Below are 19,245 nucleotides of genomic sequence, written 5' to 3' on the forward strand. Positions count from 1 at the left end.
ATGATGCTTTCCGCTTGAGTTAGTTGATATAAAAAAGCCCCTGACGTTTTATAGTCAGGGGCTTTTTTATTTGACTGGACCGGCAACTACTTCGATGAGATCGGCTGATGACAGGTAAGTCTGGGCTAAGCTTTGAAGTTCTTTGGTGTTTACAGTTTTCACGTCATCAAGGAATCGACTATAGAAGTCAGGAGCAAGGTTGAGTAGTACTATTGAACGGTACTTATCTGCCTGTTCGAAGACTGTGCCAAGTTCGTTGACGAATTTACCTAGGATGTAATTGCGAACGGTCTCAAGCTCATCTTCAGGAATTAACTCATTTTGAAGTTTAGTTAGCTCATTATGGATCTCATCAACGGCCTTCGAGGCATTTGCCGCATTGACATCTGAGCCAATAACAAAAGAGCTGGCGTGTTCCCTATGCGTTATACTGGCATAAATGCCGTAAGTGTATCCTTTTTCCTCTCTGATATTTTTCATCAGACGAGACCCAAAATAGCCGCCTAGCACTTTAGCCAGTACTTGTAATTTATGAACAGCCGGATGAGTCGCTGGTTCCCAGATTCGGCCTAAGCGCAGTGAGGCTTGCAGGCTACCGTCTACGTTGACATAGTCCGATCCTAGAGGAGCTACTGGCTTAGTAGCGATTTCCACCGAATCTGTAGCAGTTGCTACTTCCAAACCTAGTAGTTGGGATGTTAACTGGACATGTTGATCTGTCGTGTCTCCGCAGAGAAATATTTCAGCCTTAGTGGGAGAGTAGTGAGACTGAAAAAAACGGCGGCAATTATCAGCGGTTAAATTTTGGAAAGTGCCTTCGTTGAAGATGGTGCCGTACGGGTGTTGCGGTCCGTAAAGGTTATGTGAAAAGCGTTCGGCTGCTAGGTAACTGGTTTTTTGGCGCTCTACTCGAACGTTCTGGATGGTTCGAGTTTTGACTTGCTTAACTTCTTCTACAGGAAAAGAAGCGTTGAGCAGTACATCCTGTACCAGCGGCAATAGTTTCTCATAGTGGCGCGCTAAGCAGTACAGCGTGAGAGTAGCCCGATCAAAGCCCTGTTCGCATTCCAAGGAAGCGCCATAAAAGGCAATTTTATCCGCAATCTGGCGGGCTGTTCGAGTGGTAGTACCTTCAAGAAGGGTGCGCGCCGTGAGCAGCGAAACTCCCGGAGCGGTATCGTACCAACGGCCGGCTGGCAGAACTACCTGCAAGCGAATGACGGGCTGTGCCTGGTGGGTAATGAGGTGCAGGCGGGCACCATTGTCCAGAATGGTAACGGTAGCTAGAGGCAAATCGACCCGGCCAAGTGGCCGGGTCGGTGGGGCAGTGAGACGATCAAGCATTGAAAAGGGGTTTAGAGCGAACCGGCCTCTGAAGCATTAGAGCCTCCTTGGTTGTTAAAATTGAAGTGCAATGACACCCGAATCGTATTGGCCAGGGGATTGGCGCGGGAGTTTGGTACCAAGTATGCTGCATCAAATCCAAAAACCTGGTAGCGCAGGCCCAAACCTAAGCAGAGGTATTGCCGGTCGCCCTTTTTAGGGTTTTCGTAAAAATAGCCTACGCGAGCGGCTAGCAGGTCGTTGTACCAATATTCGGCTCCAGCCGACAGATTGATTTCCCGAAGTTCCTCTTTGAACCCACCAGGAGCGTCATTGAAGGACCCAAAAATGCCGCTAGCAATGGACTTACGCGCAATAGCTTCGTTTTCCGCAACGACCCGTGGATCGTTGGGGGCTACGCCATCGATATAGTAAGGAGTTGGGACCAAGAGCTTGTTAGCGTCGACAGTGACGGTGATTTTGTTGTAAGCGTCGAGCTCACGCGTGACGGCGGTACCAATTTTTAAGTTGGTGGGAAGAAAGTCTGCTTGGTCAGCGCGCGTGTAGGTGATTTTGTTGCCGATGTTGGACACAGCAGCTCCGAAGGCGAGGTTGTAATCGGAAGCACCAATGCTCACGTCGCGGTTATAGTAAGCGCCCAAGTCGACAGCGGCAGCATTGCCGGGACGACTATCAGCTATTTGGCTGCCGGTAAGGTTGGAGCGGATGTAGCGGGCCGTGATACCTAAACCAAAGTATTCGCTGAGCTGCTGCCCATACGATATGGCAACGGAGTACTCCTTGGGGTTGAAGGAACCATCAGGGGTGTTGTTGGCGCTGCGAAAGTCAATTTGGCCCAAATCGAAGTACGTCAGCGACGCGGCAAGAGCGGAACGTTGGCCAAACTTCTTATAGCCGGAAATCGACGAAATGCTCATGTCGTCGGTCACATTGCGCAGCCACGGAGTGTATGAAGCCGACACGCCGTAAGGGTTCTGTAGAAAGCCCAGCTTGCCAGCGTTGTGAAACGGAGCATTGGCATCCGGCGAAATGGCCACCCCGGCATCCCCGAGGCCGGCGGAGCGGGAATCGGGGGCAATGGTGATGAAAGGGACGGCGGTGGTGATGGTGTTGGTCTCCTGTTGGGCTTGAGCGGTGTAGGCTAACCCCAGCAACGCGGGCAGCAACAGGCCCTTGGCCGTCGATTTCGGTGAAGACATATAGAAAGGAAGTTCGGTAAGACCTGAAGGTGAGAGGGTGGAGGGAATCAATTCAGAAGAACAAGCTTTTCAAACTTGCTGACCTGCGAACCGTCGCGCGGGGTGCGTACGCTCAGGCGGTACACGTAAACGCCGCGCGCGAGCTGATCATTGTAATCGTCTCGGCCGTTCCACGTGATGCTTTTGACATGCGACTCGCTGGCAGGCACATACGCACTAAGGGTACGTACGAGTTTGCCAGAAACGGTAAATATCTGAACCTGCACGTCCAAGTCGTCGCCGGCACGGTTATGATCGAACATGAACGAGGTATGTCCGGCAAAAGGATTGGGGTAGTTCAGAATATGCTTTAAGGCCAGCTTGTCGCTGTTGGCCACAATAAACTCAATTTCGCGCTCGGCAGAGTTGTTAAACGTATCCCAGGCCTTCACTTTCAGCACGTGCGGCCCAATGCTTAAGTTTTTGAAGAGGTAGCGCACCCGGCCGCTGGTAAACTTGTCGACATCGGCCGTATAGTACTCGTTGAGCACTGTAACTAGGCTTGGGTCATTATCGAGCGTAGCGGTAAGCTCATGGCCAATGCCGGTGCCAGCTGTATTAATACCGCTGGAGTCGCTCAGAGCGGCAAGCAAAGTGGTGTTGGTACCAGTCAGGCCACCGAATACGAATGACTCTGTATCCATGGCCAGCCGAATGGTTGGCGGAATGGTATCCGTAAGGGCTGATTGGCTGGCACCGCCTACCGTAATCCGCGGGTTGGCTCCTTGCGCATCAATATTCCGGCTGGGGTCGAAAGCGTACAGGCTGACTTTGCCTAGGCCAAACTGATAGTTTATGTCCTTAGGCACGACAAACTGTACCATAAACTGGCCATTGCGTACAGTAGCTTGACCATCATATATCACGTCTTTCTGTAGTCTAAAGCGAGCAGTATCCGCGCTGCTTTCATTACCGAGAGTACGGATGGTAGAAGCCTTTTCATAAACGGTTACCTGCACTTGACCGTTGAAATTCGACTGCAGAGCGTTGGTAACCGGGTCGACAATATCACCTGCCAGACGTATGCGCTGCAGGGCGCGGATGGTGTCGATAGGGGCGTGGCTGGGGTCGGCAGCATCGCTGATGCGGGTAGCGCGGGCCGAGTAGTGCGGCATGGCCAAGCGCATCGAGGGGTCGCCAAGCAGCGTGAAGTTGCGGTTCTCGATGTCGATGCCATCGTTGTTTTTACCATACACCACGGCATCACCAAGGCGCGGCCAGCGCCCAGTGCTTTGATTTCGCTCGAACAGAGCCCGGTAAAAAGGCCCCGCTAATGCTTGGTTGTTCTGAGCGTAAACCAGACGGGTAGTAGTTAGCAGGCCGATGGCGCCGCCGGGCGTGTCGGTCAATACCTGTTCGCCAGCTGAATTGAAGGCGGGGTCGTCGTACCAGGCAAAGTCGCAGGTGCCGGTAAACATGAACGTCAGCCGTTGCCGATTCTGTAACTGCAGCACCGACGCATTGGTCAACAATTGTTCGTCGGCCCAGCCGCGGGGGCCGCCGTGGCCAGCGTAACTGACGATTAGCGACCCTTGTTCGATGGAGGCATCCAAGGCCGCATTGGCGTCGGGGGAGCGTTGCCCACCGGAAGTGCTTAGCTGGGCGAAAGCATCCAAGTAGACTTTGCCTACCTGAAAAGAAGGCCGAGTGGCCATCAGCGGGTTGGCGATATTTTCGGAATCGTAAAAGTGGAGATTTTGGTCACCGTCGTCTGCTACGAAGGTGAGGCGATTACGCCATTTCCCTTGGCCCGAGGACTGATCATATGCAATGAGCTTGTCAACCACAGTAGCTGCCATCGCAGCAGAGTTAGGTTGATTTCGAGGAAAGCGAATGGGCAAGCGGCCTACAGCTGCATCCATGAGCTGTAATCGGGTCGACCCATCTTCGGCCCATTCGCCTTCGTCGTCGTCCAAAAAGCCGAAGAAGTCATCCGAACAATAGGAAAAAGAGCCCCCATTGACCCGGAAACCTACTTTAGCGAAAGACTCGATGGATTCGTAAGTAGGAACGAAGTTCTGGTTTTCGGCATCCTTTACCTGCCGGTCGCGCCACCAAGCCGGCAGGCTGTTTGCGTCATTACTGGCATCGGCTTTATAGTCATAGGACGCATCGCCGAACAGCAGTACGTACAGGCGTCCTGCAGAGCCGCTGCGGCGGTCGTACACCATTTTTAGAAAATCCCGAATGGCCGAAATGTCTTGGCCGCCGGAGCCGAACTCATTGTAAATAGCATTGGTGGTAACTACAGCCGTGCGAAGGCCGTCGTGCGTACGGCGGTGCGCGGCCAGCCGTTCAGCCTGCGCCTGAAAGACGCCGGGTGTGACGATAACCAAATCGATGGGCGACGTGGTACCGATGGCGTGCAGGTTTTGGTTGGCTACGCGGCCAAAATAGCGGGGTTGCGGAAAGCTCCCTGCAGGAGAAAAGGCTACGTACTCACGTAAGGTGCTGGAGCGGGCTACAAAGCGTCCAGCTGTGTGCTGCAAGAGTTCGGGACGACGCGGGTTGCTGACGTCCCAAACAAGCGCATTGGCCGCGTTTTGCACTACAAAGGTGCTAATAGCATTGGCGGCGAGGTTTTCCAGGGAGCGGAATTCCAAAGGCGAATTGCCAAGCCGGAGCGAACGGCGGGCCTGCAGTTCCAAGTAGTCTAGGTAGCCAACGGCGGATAGGTCAGACGCCGAACCGCCGTAAGTAAGCCGAATGCGGATATCCGTAGCGTTAGCCGGGGTGGTGGTGGTAAACGTACGGACGTCGGTGTTGGCTACCTCCGGGTAACAAAAGTTGGAGCTGCTAGGGTCGCAACTAGTATTGACGACCTGTTGCGAGCCGATAGAGGCGCCGTTTACGGTTAGTTGAAACGACGTACTGCCGCCCGGGGGCATGGCCGTAGCAGCAACCGATGAAGTAACCAGCAGCGGGCTACCCGGTACCAGATCGGTGATGGAGGAAAAAACGAATTCCTTTTGGGCGTTGGTGGTCGAGTTGAATCCTTCCCCGAGCCACTGGCGGCCAGAACGCAACAGGTTAACTAGGTCCCGCTCGTAGAAAAAGCGGTCTGTGAATTCGCGAATTTCAGTGGTAGGAGTGCCGGTGACGGCGGCGGCCGGAGCTACGCGGCGCCCGACGGTGCTGCCTACGGTAAGGAAATAGTAAGCCGTATCGGTATAGATGTTTTGCTGATGCTGAAACCGCTGACCATTTAGCTTCCAGGTGTGCGGACCGCGGGCGTAAAAGAGAAAATATTCGTCGTCGTCGAAGGATGCATTGTTGCCGCCGTTATCGGCGAAGTGGATTGCGTTTTCTTCGAGGTCGTCGGGGCGGTCAGCGCTGTTGGCCTGCGGGAGCATGCCCATGGCGTTGCCGTAGAGCTGCAAACGGCGCGGGTCGAGGGACTGGACGGGCAGGCCAGCCGCGCGTAGGAAAGCCTTGTCGAGCTTGTAAACGCCACTAGTAGGTACACCGATTTTAAACCAATCACCGCTACGTAGTACCGAGTTGGAAGCGTACACGCGGTTGGTACGGGCTTGCGGCGGGTTGGAATCGAGCCGATAGGTATACTCAAAGGAAACCAGCTTTTCTGCCTGACCATTCTGCGCGTTGCGCCGCACCGCGGGCAAGGACCCAAACGTAACCGGCAAACGGCTTTCGGTGCCGTGGCTGAGGGTGAAGCGGGCCGTAGTGGGCAGCTCAACGCCAGCAAAGGCCTGGGCTTCCGCTGTGGTGAAAGCCTCGTAGCGAGCGGCTTGCAGCTGTGCTTCGGTCGCGTAACCGTCGATGCGGACGCTAAGGCTGGGAATCCGCTGTCCGGGCTCAAAGACTGCTTCTGCGAACGTCGGGACTTTAACGCCCTGGCCGCCTTTGGGAAATACTGTGGCCTGACCGCGCCATTCCAGCTTTACTTGCTTAGCTGGAGTCTGCCCATGCGCAACCCATGCAAAGCCTGATAAGACCAGTAGGAGTAACGAAGTACAAAAGCGCATAACGTAGTAGTTAGCAGAGAGAAATGATGAGCCACGGGGCGGCCCGGCAACAATTGTTCTGGCGGAGCCGTTCAGTTATCTTCCGTACAACTGCAAAGTGGTCATGAATATTGTGTATCGACTATGCAGAAGCCGGGCGCCGCACCACCGACAGCAGCACGTACAGCAGAATGATGAGCGGCACCGCGGCGGCCTGCAGCAAGGCCAACAAGACCACGGCTAAAATCAGAAACACAAAACGCAGCGAATTGTCTTGCCAGCTGAAGTTTTTGAATTTCAGGGCAAACAATGGCAGCTCAGCCACCAGCAGGCCTGACATCAGAAACGCCAAACCCAGCAGCACCCACGGGTTCAAGATCAAGTCGCTGATACCGAATTTATCATTCGCCAAAATCAGTGGCAGCGAAGCAATCAGCATGGTGTTAGCTGGGGTCGGAACGCCGATAAAAGAGTCGGACTGGCGGGTGTCGTTGTTGAACTTGGCCAGCCGCAGGGCCGAGAAGATGCTGATGGAGAAGCCCAAATACGCCAAGCTGACTGGCAACCCGGCCGGAGGTAGGGCATATTGCAACAGCTTGAACACTATGGCACCCGGTACCACCCCAAACGATACCATATCGGCCAGTGAATCGAGGTCTTTGCCGATGGGGGAGGAAACGTGCAGGGCCCGGGCCACGAGGCCGTCGAAGAAGTCGGCAATAGCGGCAATGCCGATAAGGTAGGCGGCCGAAACCAGCTGATTGTATTGCGTCTGAAGGGTTGGGATGTAGCCCGGTTCCTCTCCGTGTGCTCTGGCCGCCAAATAGGCCATTGTTATTTGATTATCTGACAAAATCAGCGTGAGAGCTACGCAGCCGCAGAGCAGGTTTAGGCAGGTAAGACTATTAGGTAGGTGCTGTTTGATGGCCATCAACTCAGAATAACTAGCGCAGGAATGGATTGGAGCGGCGCTCAGTGCCGACGGTGGTAGCCGGGCCGTGACCGGGGTACACCGTCACGTCGTCGGGAAGGGTGAAGAGTTGTTCACGGATGCTGCGGATCAATGTGTCGTAGTCGCCGCCGGGAAGGTCGGTACGGCCGATGCTGCTCTGGAACAGTACGTCGCCGCCGATGACGACCTTGCTGGGCTCGTGGTAGAACACCACGTGGCCGGGCGCATGACCCGGTGCGAAGCGAACTTCAAGCTCCGTCTCGCCGAAACGAAGTGGCTCACCGGGCGTGATAAAGCCGGTGGGCTCGGCGGCGTGGTACTGCGGAAAGCCGTAGGCCGGTGCGTAGGCTGGCACGGCGCGCAGTGTGGGCAAATCCAGCTCGTGAATCAGGAAGGGCGTGCCGGGCCAGGTATCGAGCACAAACTGATTGCCGAAGACGTGGTCGATATGGCAGTGCGTATTAAGCAGCAGCTCGACGCGTAGTTTGTTGTCGGTGATGAACTGGCGAAGGACCTGCTGTTCGGCGCGTTCGTAGCAGCCGGGGTCGATGATGGCGCAAGCGCCGGAGGCATCGTGCAGCAGGTAGGTGTTTTCGGAAAAAGCGTTGAACGTAAAGCCCGAAACGGTCATGCAAATAGGAAAAGGCCCACCCAATAGGTCGGCATACAACGGGAGGGTAAGTTACACAATCAGCGACGGAAAGTCCGTATTTTGCTGCTAATGCAAGATTCTGCCGATTACCTGATTGTGGGCCACGGGCTGGCTGGCGCCATTATGGCTTGGGTGCTGCGCCGGCGGGGCCTACGCGTAGTAGTGCTTGATCAGTACCAGCCCGACTCGGCTTCCCGCGTGGCCGCTGGCCTGATCAACCCCGTAGCGGGCAAGCGCTTTGCACTGGCGTGGCGCATCGATGACCTGTTGCCTGCGGCCCATGAATTTTACCGGGCTGTGGAGGCCGAATTTGGCCAGCAGTTCTTCTTCGAAAAGCCCATTCTTAAGTTGTTTTCCGCCGTTCGGGAACAAAACGATGTGCTGGCGCGCTCAGCTGGCCAGCCCTGGGGCGACTACGTAACCGACCCTGCCGCCGGCCTGCCCGCCGTTCCCGGACTGTTACAGCCCTTCGGCGGGTTGCAGTTGCGCCACGGTGGCTGGGTTGATACTACTGCGCTGCTGACTACCTTGGCCGACGACGGTCGTCGCAACGGCTGGCTGCGGTCCGAAACTTTTGTACCGGAGCTGCTTGTTGCCGACTCAACCGGCGTCCGCTACGGCGACGGGTTGCGGGCACGTCGCGTCATCTTCTGCGAAGGAGCGGCGGTCGTGCGTAATCCGTGGTTTCAGTGGCTGCCGGTAACTCCTAACCAAGGCGAAGTGCTCGATGTGGAAGCGCCCGACCTGCCCACCGATTACGTCCTCAACCGTGGTGCCTACGTGGTGCCGTTGGGGGAGGGCCGGGTGCGGGTGGGAGCTACGTATCGTTGGCCTCCGTTCGTCGTAGAACCGACGGCGGAAGCCCGCGACGAGCTTAGTCAGCGGCTCGCCGACCTGACTACGGTGCCTTTTCGGGTAACCGGGCAGCGGGTGGGCGTACGCCCGGCCGTGCGCGACCGGAAACCACTCTTGGGCACGCATCCGGCGCATCCGGCGTTGGTAGTTTTTAATGGTTTAGGTTCTAAGGGCGTGCTTCTGGCGCCGCGGCTAGCTACCCTGCTGGCCGATGCATTAGAAAACGAGCAAGAGCTTTGGCCTGAAGTCAATATAATACGTTATCAGTCGTTGTATACTGCTGCCACTTCGGCCAGCGTTCTGCCCGCCTGAGTTTTCTTAGTTTAGCCTTTTCGCGGCTTCTATGATGCACCTGTCCAATTTGTTGCCCCGCCTGCGTTGGGGGGTGAGCCTGCCGGCAGTCTTGCTGGCGCTGCTAGCGCCGGCCGGGGCCGCAGTAGGCCAAACGGCGCAGGAAAGTTTCGGCCGTACCCGTATCCAGTACAAGAACTTTGACTGGCAGCTGCTTTCTACGGCCAACTTTAACGTGTACTACTACGCCGGCGGCGAAGCCATGGCCCGCCGGGCGGCGGCTTATGCCGAGCAAGAGCTGCAGCGCATCACGGCACTCATCGGGTACTATCCGTACTCGAAGACGACGATAATGCTCTACAACTCCGTGGGCGACCTGCGCCAGAGCAACGTGGGCCTGAATTCGGATAAGTACCAGGTAGGCGGCGAAACGGCGCTGCTGCGCATGACCAAAGTGCAGCTGGCTTTCCAAGGGCAGCAAACGCTGTTCAAGCGCGACCTGAGCTACCAGATTACCCGGGTGCTGCTCAACGACATGATGTATGGCGGCTCGCTGAAGGAAGTCATTCAGAGCAGCTACCTGCTGCAGCTGCCCGATTGGTTTGTGGCCGGGGCCGCCTCTTATGCTGCCGAAGGCTGGAGCGTGGAAATGGACGACTACATGCGCGACATGACGCACAAAGTCGAAAAGGACAAAGCCGCGCAATTCTTCCTCCGACACCCGGAGTTAGCGGGCCAGAGCGTGTGGAACTACATCGCGGAGCGCTACGGCTACACCAGCATTCAAAACATCCTGAACCTGACGCGCATTACACGTGACGTGGAAACGGGCATCAGCTCGTCGCTGAATGTGCCGTACCGGCAGTTCTTGCGCGACTGGCTCACCTACTACCGGCAGCTGAACGCTCAGCCTGAAACGGCCTATACACTGCCTGACGAGCAGCACCAGATCATGCGCCGGAACCGCCGCAATGTGAGCTACAACGAGCCTGTCATCAGCCCCAACGGCAAGATGATGGCTTACACGGAGCTTGATCGGGGCCGTTACCGCGTGATTGTGGCCGATGCTGACGGCTCCAGCAAGCGCACGGTGTACAGTGGCGGCTACAAAACGCCGGATCAGGAAATAGAGCGCCGCCTACCGGTGCTGGCTTGGCGCAACAGCAGCCAGCTGGCCGTGGGCGAGGAGAAAAAAGGGCTGATGACGTTGCGCCTGCGTTCGGCCGATGGTGGGGCGTACGGCCTGTTTGCCCGGCTGAAGGAAGCCTTGCCTTTCGGCGACAAAGGCTCCAGCGTGTTCAACCCCTACACGCAGGTGCTGAGCATGGCCTATTCGCCCGACGGCAAGGCCTTGGCCTTCACTGCTACCCGGCAGGGGCAAGCCGACTTGTACATCCTGCGAGCTGGCAGCCGCCAGCCTGAGCGCCTAACGAACGACGTGTTCGACGACGTGCACCCGGTGTTCATGCCCGACGGGCAGTCCTTGGTGTTCAGTTCCAACCGCTGGCTGGATTCGGCAGGCACTGCCAAAGGCTCTTTTAAGGCTGTAGTCAACAATTACGACCTGTTCCGGTATCGCCTGGATGGCAGCGCGCAGCCGGTGGAACCGCTGGCGGCCACCATTTCCAATGAAACCCGGCCGCGGGTGCTGTCGCAGGACGAAATCTTATACCTGAGCGAAGAAAGCGGCGTGCGTAGTGTATTTCGCTACAACCTGACGACAAAAGAGCGCACGCCGGTAACCAGCTTCCTCAACAACCTCAAGAGCTTCGACTACAACCCGACGAGCGGGGCGCTTAGCTTCGTGGCTTCCGACCGCGCGCGCGACTTCGTGTATGCGTATCCGAAGTACGAGTTACCGCAGGGGCTGAAGCTGAGCAAGACTGCTCGCCAGGAAATTCTGGAAGACCGTTCGGCAGCAGCCTCGCGCCCGCGTCCTCAAACTCAGGCGCAGACGCAACCGCAGGCACAGCCCCAGCCCACCACCGGCGAAGGCACGCAGCCCGCTACGCCCAGCCGTAACCAGGCCGTGGACGTGAGCGACTACCAGTTCGAGGAAGACGTACCACGTCAGCAGCGCCGCCGCACCAACGCGCCGGTAGCGCAGCAGCCGGCCATCGTAACGCCTGATTTGAGCGTGACCGGCCCCATGCGCTACGATACCCGCTTTAGCCTTGACAACGTGGTGTCGTCGATTTATGCCGACCCGTTGCTGGGCATCGGCCTAATGGGGCAGGCCACCATGTCGGACTTGTTTGAGGACCACCGCATCCGGGCGGGCATCTTTGCTCTTACCGATCTGCGCACGAGCAGCCTCTTCGCCGAATACACCAACCTGAGGCACCGCTATGACTGGAGCATCGGCTTCCAGAAGCAGAGCTACTACGTGTCCAATGAGGTAACGGACCTGCGCTTGGGGCGCTATGAAGTCACTCCGGGTATTTCGTACCCGCTGACCCACAACCTGAGCGTGCGCGGGAACCTGCGCTACGTCAGCAGCACGGTATCCGATCTGTTCAACATCTCGGAGCCCGACCGCCGCGACAACTTCGTGGGCGGCAGCAGCGAACTGGTGTTTGATAACTCTATTGCTACCGGCGTCAATATGCTGGAAGGCACGCGCATGAAGCTGGGCGTGATGAAGCTGCGCGAACTGGGCAATGCCGACGGCGACTTTGGCAAGATCTATTTCGACATGCGCCACTACCAGAAGGTGCACCGGCAGATCATTTGGGCCAGCCGCGCCAGCTACGGGCAGTTCTACGGCAACTCGCCCAAGCAATTCCGCCTCGGCGGCATGGATAACTGGCTGAACGCCCGCACCGACGATATCCGGCAGGTGGAGCCGCAGGTAGGCGCGTCGCCAGCCGACTTCTTCTACCAGCAATTCGTGACCAACCTGCGCGGGTTTAACTACAACACTCGGTCGGGCCCCAAGTATGTGCTGTTCAATACCGAACTGCGCGTACCCATCGTGCAGTACTTCTCCCGCAAGCCGATCTACTCCGGTTTCTTCCGCAACCTACAGCTGACGGGCTTCGCCGATGCCGGAACGGCCTACACAGGCTCTAACCCCTTCAATGTCAATAATTCCTTTAATACCCGGCCTTACGCCGGCAACGATAACGCCTTCTCCGGCACGGTGGTCAACTTCCAGAATCCCTTCTTGGTAGGCTATGGAGTGGGGGCCCGCACCACACTATTGGGCTTCTATGGCAAGGCCGATGTGGCCTGGGGCCGCGAAAACAGCCGCGAGATAGGACCGAAGTTTTACTTCACCCTTGGGTACGACTTCTAAAGCAGCATAATGTAAGCAACGAAAACGCCCTGCCAGCCGGCAGGGCTTTTTCGTTTAGGCGAGGCGCAAGCTTATGGTTCGGTGAGACTTTGTTTCTTTGTTCTTCCTCACCTCACTTATTGCTATGAAAAGCATCCTACTCCTGGCTTGCTTCCTGCTTGGTACCCTTTCCAGCTGGGCTCAGTACCAAACCCCCGGCACTGGGCAGCGCTATTCCCTCGCGCAACTTGCCGCCGCCTCCGGTGGCTATATCACCCAAGCCGGCGCCGAATGGCGCATCAACGATACCATCCGGCTTGCCCCGACCGATACGTTGAGCATCACCACCAATGAAACCATTCGGGTAGCAGCGTTGGCACTGATTTATGTGGATGGTACCCTACTGGTGAACCCGCCCGATTCGGTGAAGTTCACGGCGCAAAACTCAACTACCCCCTGGCACAACATGTGGTTTTCGGCCACGGCGGGGAGGTCGCGGCTGCGCAAAACCATTGTGGAATACGGTGCGGGCCTGCGCGTAACCGGCGCCGATATTCATCTGATTGATTGTGTAATTCGTCGGAACGTGGCGGTGCTGGCTACGCCCAGTGGCAACCGCACTATCGGAAGCGGCGCGCTGAGCTTATCCGGCAACCGCGCGCTGGTGCAGGGCTGCCGCTTCGTGCGCAACGCCCGTTCGGGTATTTTGTCGGCGGCTAATACGGCTACCTCGCCCATCATTCAGGATTGTCAGTTCATACTGAACAATGCCGAAAACGGCAATTTCCCCCAGATTAACCTTGGGCCTGGCAATCCGGCCCAACCGGTACTGATTGAACGGTGCTTAGTGGTGGGTAATGCGGCCACCAACATGGCTGGCGGCATCGGACTTTCCAACCTGCTGGGCGGCTCGAACGTGACCCGCGTGGTGGTTCGCCGCAACATCATCCGCAACAACCGTTACGGCCTCACCGTGACTGGGAACAACTTCAACGCTTACATCACGCAGAACATCGTTGAGAACAACAACACCAACTCCAACGCTCAGACCGGTGGCAGCGGCCTGAACTTTACCGGCAACCAGACCCAGGTGGGCGTAGTATCGCGGAATGTCTTGCGCGGCAACCTCTGGGGCGTTACCATCGTGCGTTCTGGCACGGCTGGCGGCCCACGCATCAGCTTCGGCAACCTTGCCAGCTCCGATTCTACCGACCGCGGCTTCAACCACATTTATAGCAATGGCAACGGCGGCACTGTGTATGACCTCTACAACAACCAGCCGGATTCTATTCGGGCGGAGAATAACTGGTGGGGTACGGCCGTAGCGGCTGACATCGAGGCCCACATCGTGCACAAAAATGACATTGCCACCTTGGGCTTCGTGGATTATATGCCTTTCCGCACCCAAGGGCCGCTGGCTACGCGGCAGGCATTGCCACTGGCTATGGACGTATACCCCAATCCGGCCCGCGACGCGGCGACGCTGTTGGCGCCGGCTGCTGGCCAGGTAACGGTATCGGTGGTAGATGCCGGCGGCCGAGTGGTACGGCAGCATACGCTTACGGCCACACCCGATGGCCGCGCAACACTTACTTTGCAGGGTCTGCCGAGCGGCCTTTACCTCTACCGGGCCGAGCAAGGCGGACGCGTGGCCTCCGGGCGACTAGCCGTAGAATAGCACCGTACGCATCATCACTCAATTGGGCGAGCCGGCTTCTGAAGAAGCCGGCTCGTTGCTTTTATGACCCTGCTCCGTTCACATATTCGGGTGGGAACAACCCCTTTCCGGCCATTGGGTTGTATCTTTGCCGTCCCGCTTACCCACCGACCGGCCGTGCAGCTGTTACGCGAGATTTGGTACCTGATGCAGAAGGACTTCCGCCTGGAGTGGCGGCAGCGCTCCGCCCTCAACGGCATGTTGCTGTACGTGGGCAGCACAGTGTACGTGTGCTACCTCAGCTTCGTGCGGGGCGGGCAGTTGCCAGCGCCGGCCTGGAACGCGCTGCTTTGGATTATTCTGCTTTTCACGGCCATCAATGCCGTGGCCAAAAGTTTCCTGCAGGAAAACCGAGGCCGCTTGCTCTACTACTACACGCTGGCCCGGCCGGAAGCCGTCATCATGGCTAAGATAGCCTACAATACTTTGCTGCTACTGGGGCTAGGGCTGGTGGCCTTCGGGGCCTACGCCCTGGTGCTTGGCAACCCGGTGCAGGACATGCCCCGGTTTACGCTGGTGGTAGCGCTGGGCGCGGTGGGCTTCGCGACGTCGCTTACTCTGATATCGGGCATTGCTGCCAAGGCTGCCAACAGCAACACGCTCATGCCGGTGCTGGGCTTTCCGGTGGTCATTCCGATTCTGCTCCAACTCATCAAGGCCGCCAAAAATGCGCTGGATGGCCTGGATGCTTCGCCGCAGCCCATTTACATGTTGCTGGGCCTGAGCCTGCTCGTGGTGGCTGTTTCGTACCTGCTCTACCCGTTTTTGTGGCGAACTTGATTTGAAGACATGTGACTTCTGGCGTATGGCGAAGTCATTCGGTCTTCCTTCTCACTTCTAACTGTCTCATGTCTAAAAATTGGTGGAAAATCTTGGCAGTGCTGCTGCTGATTTACACGACCGTGGTGGGTTTGGTGGGGCAGGTGCCGCGCTTGCCCATCCTGAACGAGACCATCCGTAACCTGTACTTCCACGTGCCGATGTGGTTCGGCATGACCATCATCCTCGCGGCGTCGGTGGTCTACTCCGTTCGGTATCTGCGCAAGCCTTCAGACCGCCTCGATATCTGGGCGGCGCACACGGCCCAGACCGGCGTGGTAATGGCGGTGCTGGGCTTAGCTACCGGCAGCGTGTGGGCCCGCTTCACTTGGGGCACTTGGTGGACGGCCGATCCGCGCTTGAATGGCGCTGCTATTGCGGTGCTCATATACGGCGCTTATCTCGTGCTGCGCTCCTCCATTACCGATGAGCAGCAGCGCGCCCGCATCTCAGCGGTGTACAACATCTTTGCCTTCTGCGCCGCCATTCCGCTGCTCTTCATCCTGCCGCGCCTGACGGATTCATTGCATCCCGGCGCCGGTGGCAACCCCGGCTTCAGCTCCTACGACCTCGACAACAACATGCGCTTGGTGTTTTACCCGGCCGTGATTGGCTGGACGCTCCTCGGCGTCTGGATTACCAACGTGGCCGGGCGGCTGACCCTCGTCAAACAAAAGCTGTATGAAAAACAATTGGCTTAATCGGCTGCAGCGCCGCGGCCTGCTTCTGCTGGCCACGCTGCTACTACCGCTGCTACCGGCCCTGGCCCAGCAGCCGGCCGGTCCCGAAATGGCGGACCAACTCCGCCAGGACGGCAAAATCTACGTGGTGGTGGCCGTCATCGTCGTCATTCTCATCGGCCTGCTGCTCTACCTCGTTTCCATCGACCGCAAAGTCAGCCGCTTGGAGCGGGAGCTACGCGACTGATAAAAATCATTTCGAGGGCAAGGATTTTTTCGGCCCTTTACGGTTGTTTGAAAGGACAGGCTGCTGAGCGGCCGGTCCAATTTACCGGCTGCTTTTCTCTGTAAGCACCATGAAAAAAACACATTTACTGGCCCTAGTGGTCATTGCCATTGCCATCGGCATCGTGGTGGCTACTGCTGGCGACGCCAGCGTGTACGTGTCGTTCAAAGAAGCCAAGGAACTCGCGGCCGACGGCGACATGCGCAAAGTGCACGTGGTGGGGCGCCTGCCCAAGGACGGGCAGCATAACATCACGGGCATGCAATACAATCCTACGCTCGACCCGAACTACTTCACTTTCATGCTCGTGGATACTAACCGTGTGCAGCAGCAAGTGGTGTATTTCAACCCGAAGCCGCAGGACTTCGAGAAGTCGGAACAAGTGGTGATTACCGGCAACATGCGCAACGACGTGTTTGTGGCCGATAAGATCCTGCTCAAGTGCCCGTCAAAGTACGTGGACGAAAACGTGAAACTGGAAGGCGCAACAGCGTCAGTCAATTAAGACCAAAAAAAGGAGAGTTAAAAGGTTGTTGACGCCCCAATTAATGGGGTGATTTTCAGACTTTATCTTCCGGTTTTTGTTCTTAATGCGCAATTTTTAATTGACAGAAATGCAGATAGGCGACTGGGGGCATTTTAGCGTTATCGTAGCCTTCGTGGCGGCGGTAGTGGCCACGCTGGGATATTACATGGCCTCGCGCGGCCGCGCGCTAGGCGAGGAGGATGCCTCGTGGCTGAAGCTGGGCCGCGGTGCCTTCGTGGTGCACGGCGTGGCGGTACTTGGGGTCATTGCGGCCCTGTTTGCCATCATTTATGGGCACCGCTACGAGTACTACTATGCTTGGAGCCACTCCAGCAACCACTTGCCGGTGCACTACATGATTTCCTGCTTCTGGGAAGGGCAGGAGGGCTCGTTCTTGTTGTGGATTTTCTGGCACGTGCTGCTGGGGGCCTTCATTATCCGCGGCGCTAAGCAATGGGAAGCCCCGGTAATGGCCGTGTTTGCGGGTGTGCAGCTGTTCCTGACGTCCATGATTTTGGGCGTGATGATTGGTTCGCTCAAAATCGGCTCGTCGCCCTTCATCCTAATGCGCGAGTTTATGCCCGATCTGCCGGTGTACAAGCTCAACCCCGACTTCGTACCGAAGGATGGCAAGGGCCTGAACGCGCTGCTGCAGAACTACTGGATGGTGATTCACCCGCCCACGCTGTTCTTGGGCTTTGCTCTGACGCTGGTGCCCTTCGCCTACGCTATTGCGGCGCTGTGGAAGGGTGAAATGACTAAATGGGTGCAGCCCGCACTACGCTGGAGCCTGATTGGCGGCGGCGTACTGGGTGTCGGCATCATGATGGGCGCTTACTGGGCCTATGAGACGCTGAACTTCGGCGGCTACTGGAACTGGGACCCCGTCGAAAACGCGGTGTACATTCCTTGGCTGGTGCTCGTTGCCGGCTTGCACGCCCTCGTGCTTTGGCAGCGCGGCAAAACTGGCCTGCGCACGGCTTACGCGCTGGTGGTGGCTACGTTCCTGCTGGTGCTTTACGCTACCTTCCTGACGCGCTCGGGCGTACTCGGCAACGCTTCTGTGCACTCCTTCACCGATTTGGGCCTGTCGGGTCAGCTTTTGCTGTACCTGGGTGCCTTCGTGGTACTGAGCATTGCGCTGCTGGTGTGGCGCTGGAACAGCATTCCGGTATCGGAGAAAGAACTGACGATGTACAACCCCGAACTGTGGGTGTTTATCGGCGCGACAGTACTGTGCCTAGGTGCCTTTCAGGTGCTCGTGACGACCAGCATTCCGGTCTACAATGCTTTCATCGGCTTCTTCGGCATCAAATCAAACCTAGCCTTGCCGGCCGATCAGATTGCCCACTACACCAAAATCCAGCTTTGGATGGGCGTGCTGGTGGCGCTGTTCTCGGGCATTGCCCAGCTGATGTGGTGGCAGAAAAACGACAAGGATAGTGTCAGCAGTGTACTGACCTTGCCGGCTATCCTGACCTTACTCGGAGCCAGCTTGGTTATTCTGCTGGTGCGTCAGAATGGTCAGCAAATGTCCTTGCCCTTTATTGCGCTGCTCACTGCTGGCTTGTTTGGGCTGATGTCCAACTTGGGCATGCTGTTCCAACTGGTGCGCCGCGGCGTTCGGCTGTCGGGCGGGGCGGTGGCCCACGTCGGCATCGCGCTGATGTTGCTCGGTATTCTGGCTTCGGCTGGCTATTCAAACATCATTTCGCAGAACACTTCCGGCTTGCTGTACTCGCGGGAGTTCCCCGAGGAAATTAACCGCGACAACGTGCTCTTGTGGCGCAATCAGTCGGCGCAGATGGGCCCGTACGAACTGACCTACACCGGCCAATTCTTCGATGTACCCGGCGTGCCGGAATACGTGAACAAGGAACTGCTGTTCCCTGTCGTCAGCGACGAGTACAAGGCTATAGCGCGGGGCGAAATAAAAGTCGGCGACAAGACCTACTACAAAGCCGGCGACACGCTCGAAATTCGTCCTGAAGACACCTACTACCGTGTGGTATACAAGCAGCCCAAGTCGGGCCAGGAGTTTGTGCTGTTCCCGCGGGCACAGGTAAACGAGGAAATGGGCGGCCTGCTCGCTTCGCCGGATATCAAGCTGTTCTGGGACCACGACATTTACTCACACGTGTCCTCCGTACCCGATCCGTCAAAGGAAAAAGACTGGAGCGAGGCCAAGGAGTTTACTGTGAGTATGGGTGACACTTTGTTCCTGAACGACTATTTCGCCGTGTTCAAAAGCGCCGAGCCGGCACATAACACCGTCGGACTGGGCCTTGGCAAAGACGACATAGCTGTACAGGGCGACATCATCGTGTATGGCGAGAAAGGTCGTCAGTACCACGTGCACCCGGTGTTTGTGGTGAAGGATAAGCTCGTGGGCCGCGTAGCCGATGAGGTGGAGGATCTTGGGCTGCGCATCACTTTCGACAACCTCGACCCGGCCACCGGCAAGTTTACCTTCGGCGTGAGCACTACCCAGAAGGACTACATCATCCTGAAGGCGATGGAGAAGCCCTTCATCAACCTGCTCTGGAGCGGCACCCTGCTTATGGGCCTGGGCTTTGCTATGGCGGTGTACCAGCGCGGCCGCAAACCGCGTCCGGTAGCACCCGCCGCAAAGGCTCCGCGTAA

The 19,245-nt window shown here is 57.2% G+C and carries 13 protein-coding genes; 8 read left to right on the forward strand and 5 right to left on the reverse strand.

Annotation, left to right across the window (positions count from 1 at the left end; translation table 11 throughout):
* Positions 1 to 66 precede the first annotated feature (66 nt).
* From AC5FXY_RS22090 to AC5FXY_RS22110, 5 genes are all read right to left on the reverse strand, one after another.
* A complete protein-coding gene (locus AC5FXY_RS22090; RefSeq protein ID WP_493558901.1) occupies positions 67 to 1,344 on the reverse strand; it encodes a M16 family metallopeptidase in 1,278 nt (425 codons plus the stop codon).
* An 11-nt stretch (positions 1,345 to 1,355) separates the two neighbouring features.
* Entirely contained in the window at positions 1,356 to 2,543 is a 1,188-nt protein-coding gene (gene porV, locus AC5FXY_RS22095) for a type IX secretion system outer membrane channel protein PorV (RefSeq protein ID WP_493558902.1), read from the reverse strand.
* A 47-nt stretch (positions 2,544 to 2,590) separates the two neighbouring features.
* A complete protein-coding gene (gene porU / locus AC5FXY_RS22100) occupies positions 2,591 to 6,568 on the reverse strand; it encodes a type IX secretion system sortase PorU (RefSeq protein WP_493558903.1) in 3,978 nt (1,325 codons plus the stop codon).
* A 121-nt stretch (positions 6,569 to 6,689) separates the two neighbouring features.
* Positions 6,690 to 7,478: a CDP-alcohol phosphatidyltransferase family protein gene (locus AC5FXY_RS22105; RefSeq protein ID WP_493558904.1), complete on the reverse strand. Its 789-nt coding sequence runs from the start codon at positions 7,476 to 7,478 to the stop codon at positions 6,690 to 6,692.
* Between the two features lie 13 nt (positions 7,479 to 7,491).
* Positions 7,492 to 8,130: an MBL fold metallo-hydrolase gene (locus AC5FXY_RS22110; protein ID WP_493558905.1), complete on the reverse strand. Its 639-nt coding sequence runs from the start codon at positions 8,128 to 8,130 to the stop codon at positions 7,492 to 7,494.
* Between the two features lie 90 nt (positions 8,131 to 8,220).
* On the opposite strand from AC5FXY_RS22110, the gene AC5FXY_RS22115 reads away from it, so the two are divergent.
* The 8 genes from AC5FXY_RS22115 to ccsA all read left to right on the forward strand — a co-directional run.
* Complete coding sequence (locus AC5FXY_RS22115; RefSeq protein ID WP_493558906.1) at positions 8,221 to 9,318, forward strand: NAD(P)/FAD-dependent oxidoreductase; 1,098 nt, start codon at positions 8,221 to 8,223, stop codon at positions 9,316 to 9,318.
* A gap of 31 nt (positions 9,319 to 9,349) precedes the next feature.
* Complete coding sequence (locus AC5FXY_RS22120) at positions 9,350 to 12,595, forward strand: hypothetical protein (protein WP_493558907.1); 3,246 nt, start codon at positions 9,350 to 9,352, stop codon at positions 12,593 to 12,595.
* Positions 12,596 to 12,719: 124 nt separating this feature from the next.
* Positions 12,720 to 14,252: a T9SS type A sorting domain-containing protein gene (locus AC5FXY_RS22125; RefSeq protein ID WP_493558908.1), complete on the forward strand. Its 1,533-nt coding sequence runs from the start codon at positions 12,720 to 12,722 to the stop codon at positions 14,250 to 14,252.
* 186 nt (positions 14,253 to 14,438) lie between these two features.
* Entirely contained in the window at positions 14,439 to 15,071 is a 633-nt protein-coding gene (locus AC5FXY_RS22130; RefSeq protein WP_493558913.1) for a heme exporter protein CcmB, read from the forward strand.
* Positions 15,072 to 15,139: 68 nt separating this feature from the next.
* Entirely contained in the window at positions 15,140 to 15,811 is a 672-nt protein-coding gene (locus AC5FXY_RS22135; protein ID WP_493558909.1) for a cytochrome c biogenesis protein, read from the forward strand.
* Positions 15,792 to 16,037: a CcmD family protein gene (locus tag AC5FXY_RS22140; protein WP_493558910.1), complete on the forward strand. Its 246-nt coding sequence runs from the start codon at positions 15,792 to 15,794 to the stop codon at positions 16,035 to 16,037. The genes AC5FXY_RS22135 and AC5FXY_RS22140 overlap by 20 nt, the downstream gene beginning before the upstream one ends.
* A gap of 109 nt (positions 16,038 to 16,146) precedes the next feature.
* Positions 16,147 to 16,581: a cytochrome c maturation protein CcmE domain-containing protein gene (locus AC5FXY_RS22145; protein ID WP_493558911.1), complete on the forward strand. Its 435-nt coding sequence runs from the start codon at positions 16,147 to 16,149 to the stop codon at positions 16,579 to 16,581.
* Between the two features lie 109 nt (positions 16,582 to 16,690).
* A partial coding sequence (gene ccsA / locus AC5FXY_RS22150; RefSeq protein WP_493558912.1) for a cytochrome c biogenesis protein CcsA occupies positions 16,691 to 19,245 on the forward strand: 2,555 nt, incomplete at its 3' end.

It is taken from the genome of Hymenobacter sp. FMD4 (assembly GCF_058932745.1).

Excerpts from the sequence above, each read along its gene's own strand:
- AC5FXY_RS22130 (WP_493558913.1), top strand. The coding sequence starts at position 14,439 with ATGCAGAAGGACTTCCGCCTGGAGTGGCGGCAGCGCTCCGCCCTCAAC.
- AC5FXY_RS22135 (WP_493558909.1), top strand. The coding sequence starts at position 15,140 with ATGTCTAAAAATTGGTGGAAAATCTTGGCAGTGCTGCTGCTGATTTAC.
- AC5FXY_RS22120 (WP_493558907.1), top strand. The coding sequence starts at position 9,350 with ATGATGCACCTGTCCAATTTGTTGCCCCGCCTGCGTTGGGGGGTGAGC.
- AC5FXY_RS22105 (WP_493558904.1), bottom strand. The coding sequence starts at position 7,478 with ATGGCCATCAAACAGCACCTACCTAATAGTCTTACCTGCCTAAACCTG.
- AC5FXY_RS22125 (WP_493558908.1), top strand. The coding sequence starts at position 12,720 with ATGAAAAGCATCCTACTCCTGGCTTGCTTCCTGCTTGGTACCCTTTCC.
- AC5FXY_RS22115 (WP_493558906.1), top strand. The coding sequence starts at position 8,221 with ATGCAAGATTCTGCCGATTACCTGATTGTGGGCCACGGGCTGGCTGGC.
- AC5FXY_RS22090 (WP_493558901.1), bottom strand. The coding sequence starts at position 1,344 with ATGCTTGATCGTCTCACTGCCCCACCGACCCGGCCACTTGGCCGGGTC.
- porV (WP_493558902.1), bottom strand. The coding sequence starts at position 2,543 with ATGTCTTCACCGAAATCGACGGCCAAGGGCCTGTTGCTGCCCGCGTTG.
- porU (WP_493558903.1), bottom strand. The coding sequence starts at position 6,568 with ATGCGCTTTTGTACTTCGTTACTCCTACTGGTCTTATCAGGCTTTGCA.
- AC5FXY_RS22140 (WP_493558910.1), top strand. The coding sequence starts at position 15,792 with ATGAAAAACAATTGGCTTAATCGGCTGCAGCGCCGCGGCCTGCTTCTG.
- AC5FXY_RS22110 (WP_493558905.1), bottom strand. The coding sequence starts at position 8,130 with ATGACCGTTTCGGGCTTTACGTTCAACGCTTTTTCCGAAAACACCTAC.
- AC5FXY_RS22145 (WP_493558911.1), top strand. The coding sequence starts at position 16,147 with ATGAAAAAAACACATTTACTGGCCCTAGTGGTCATTGCCATTGCCATC.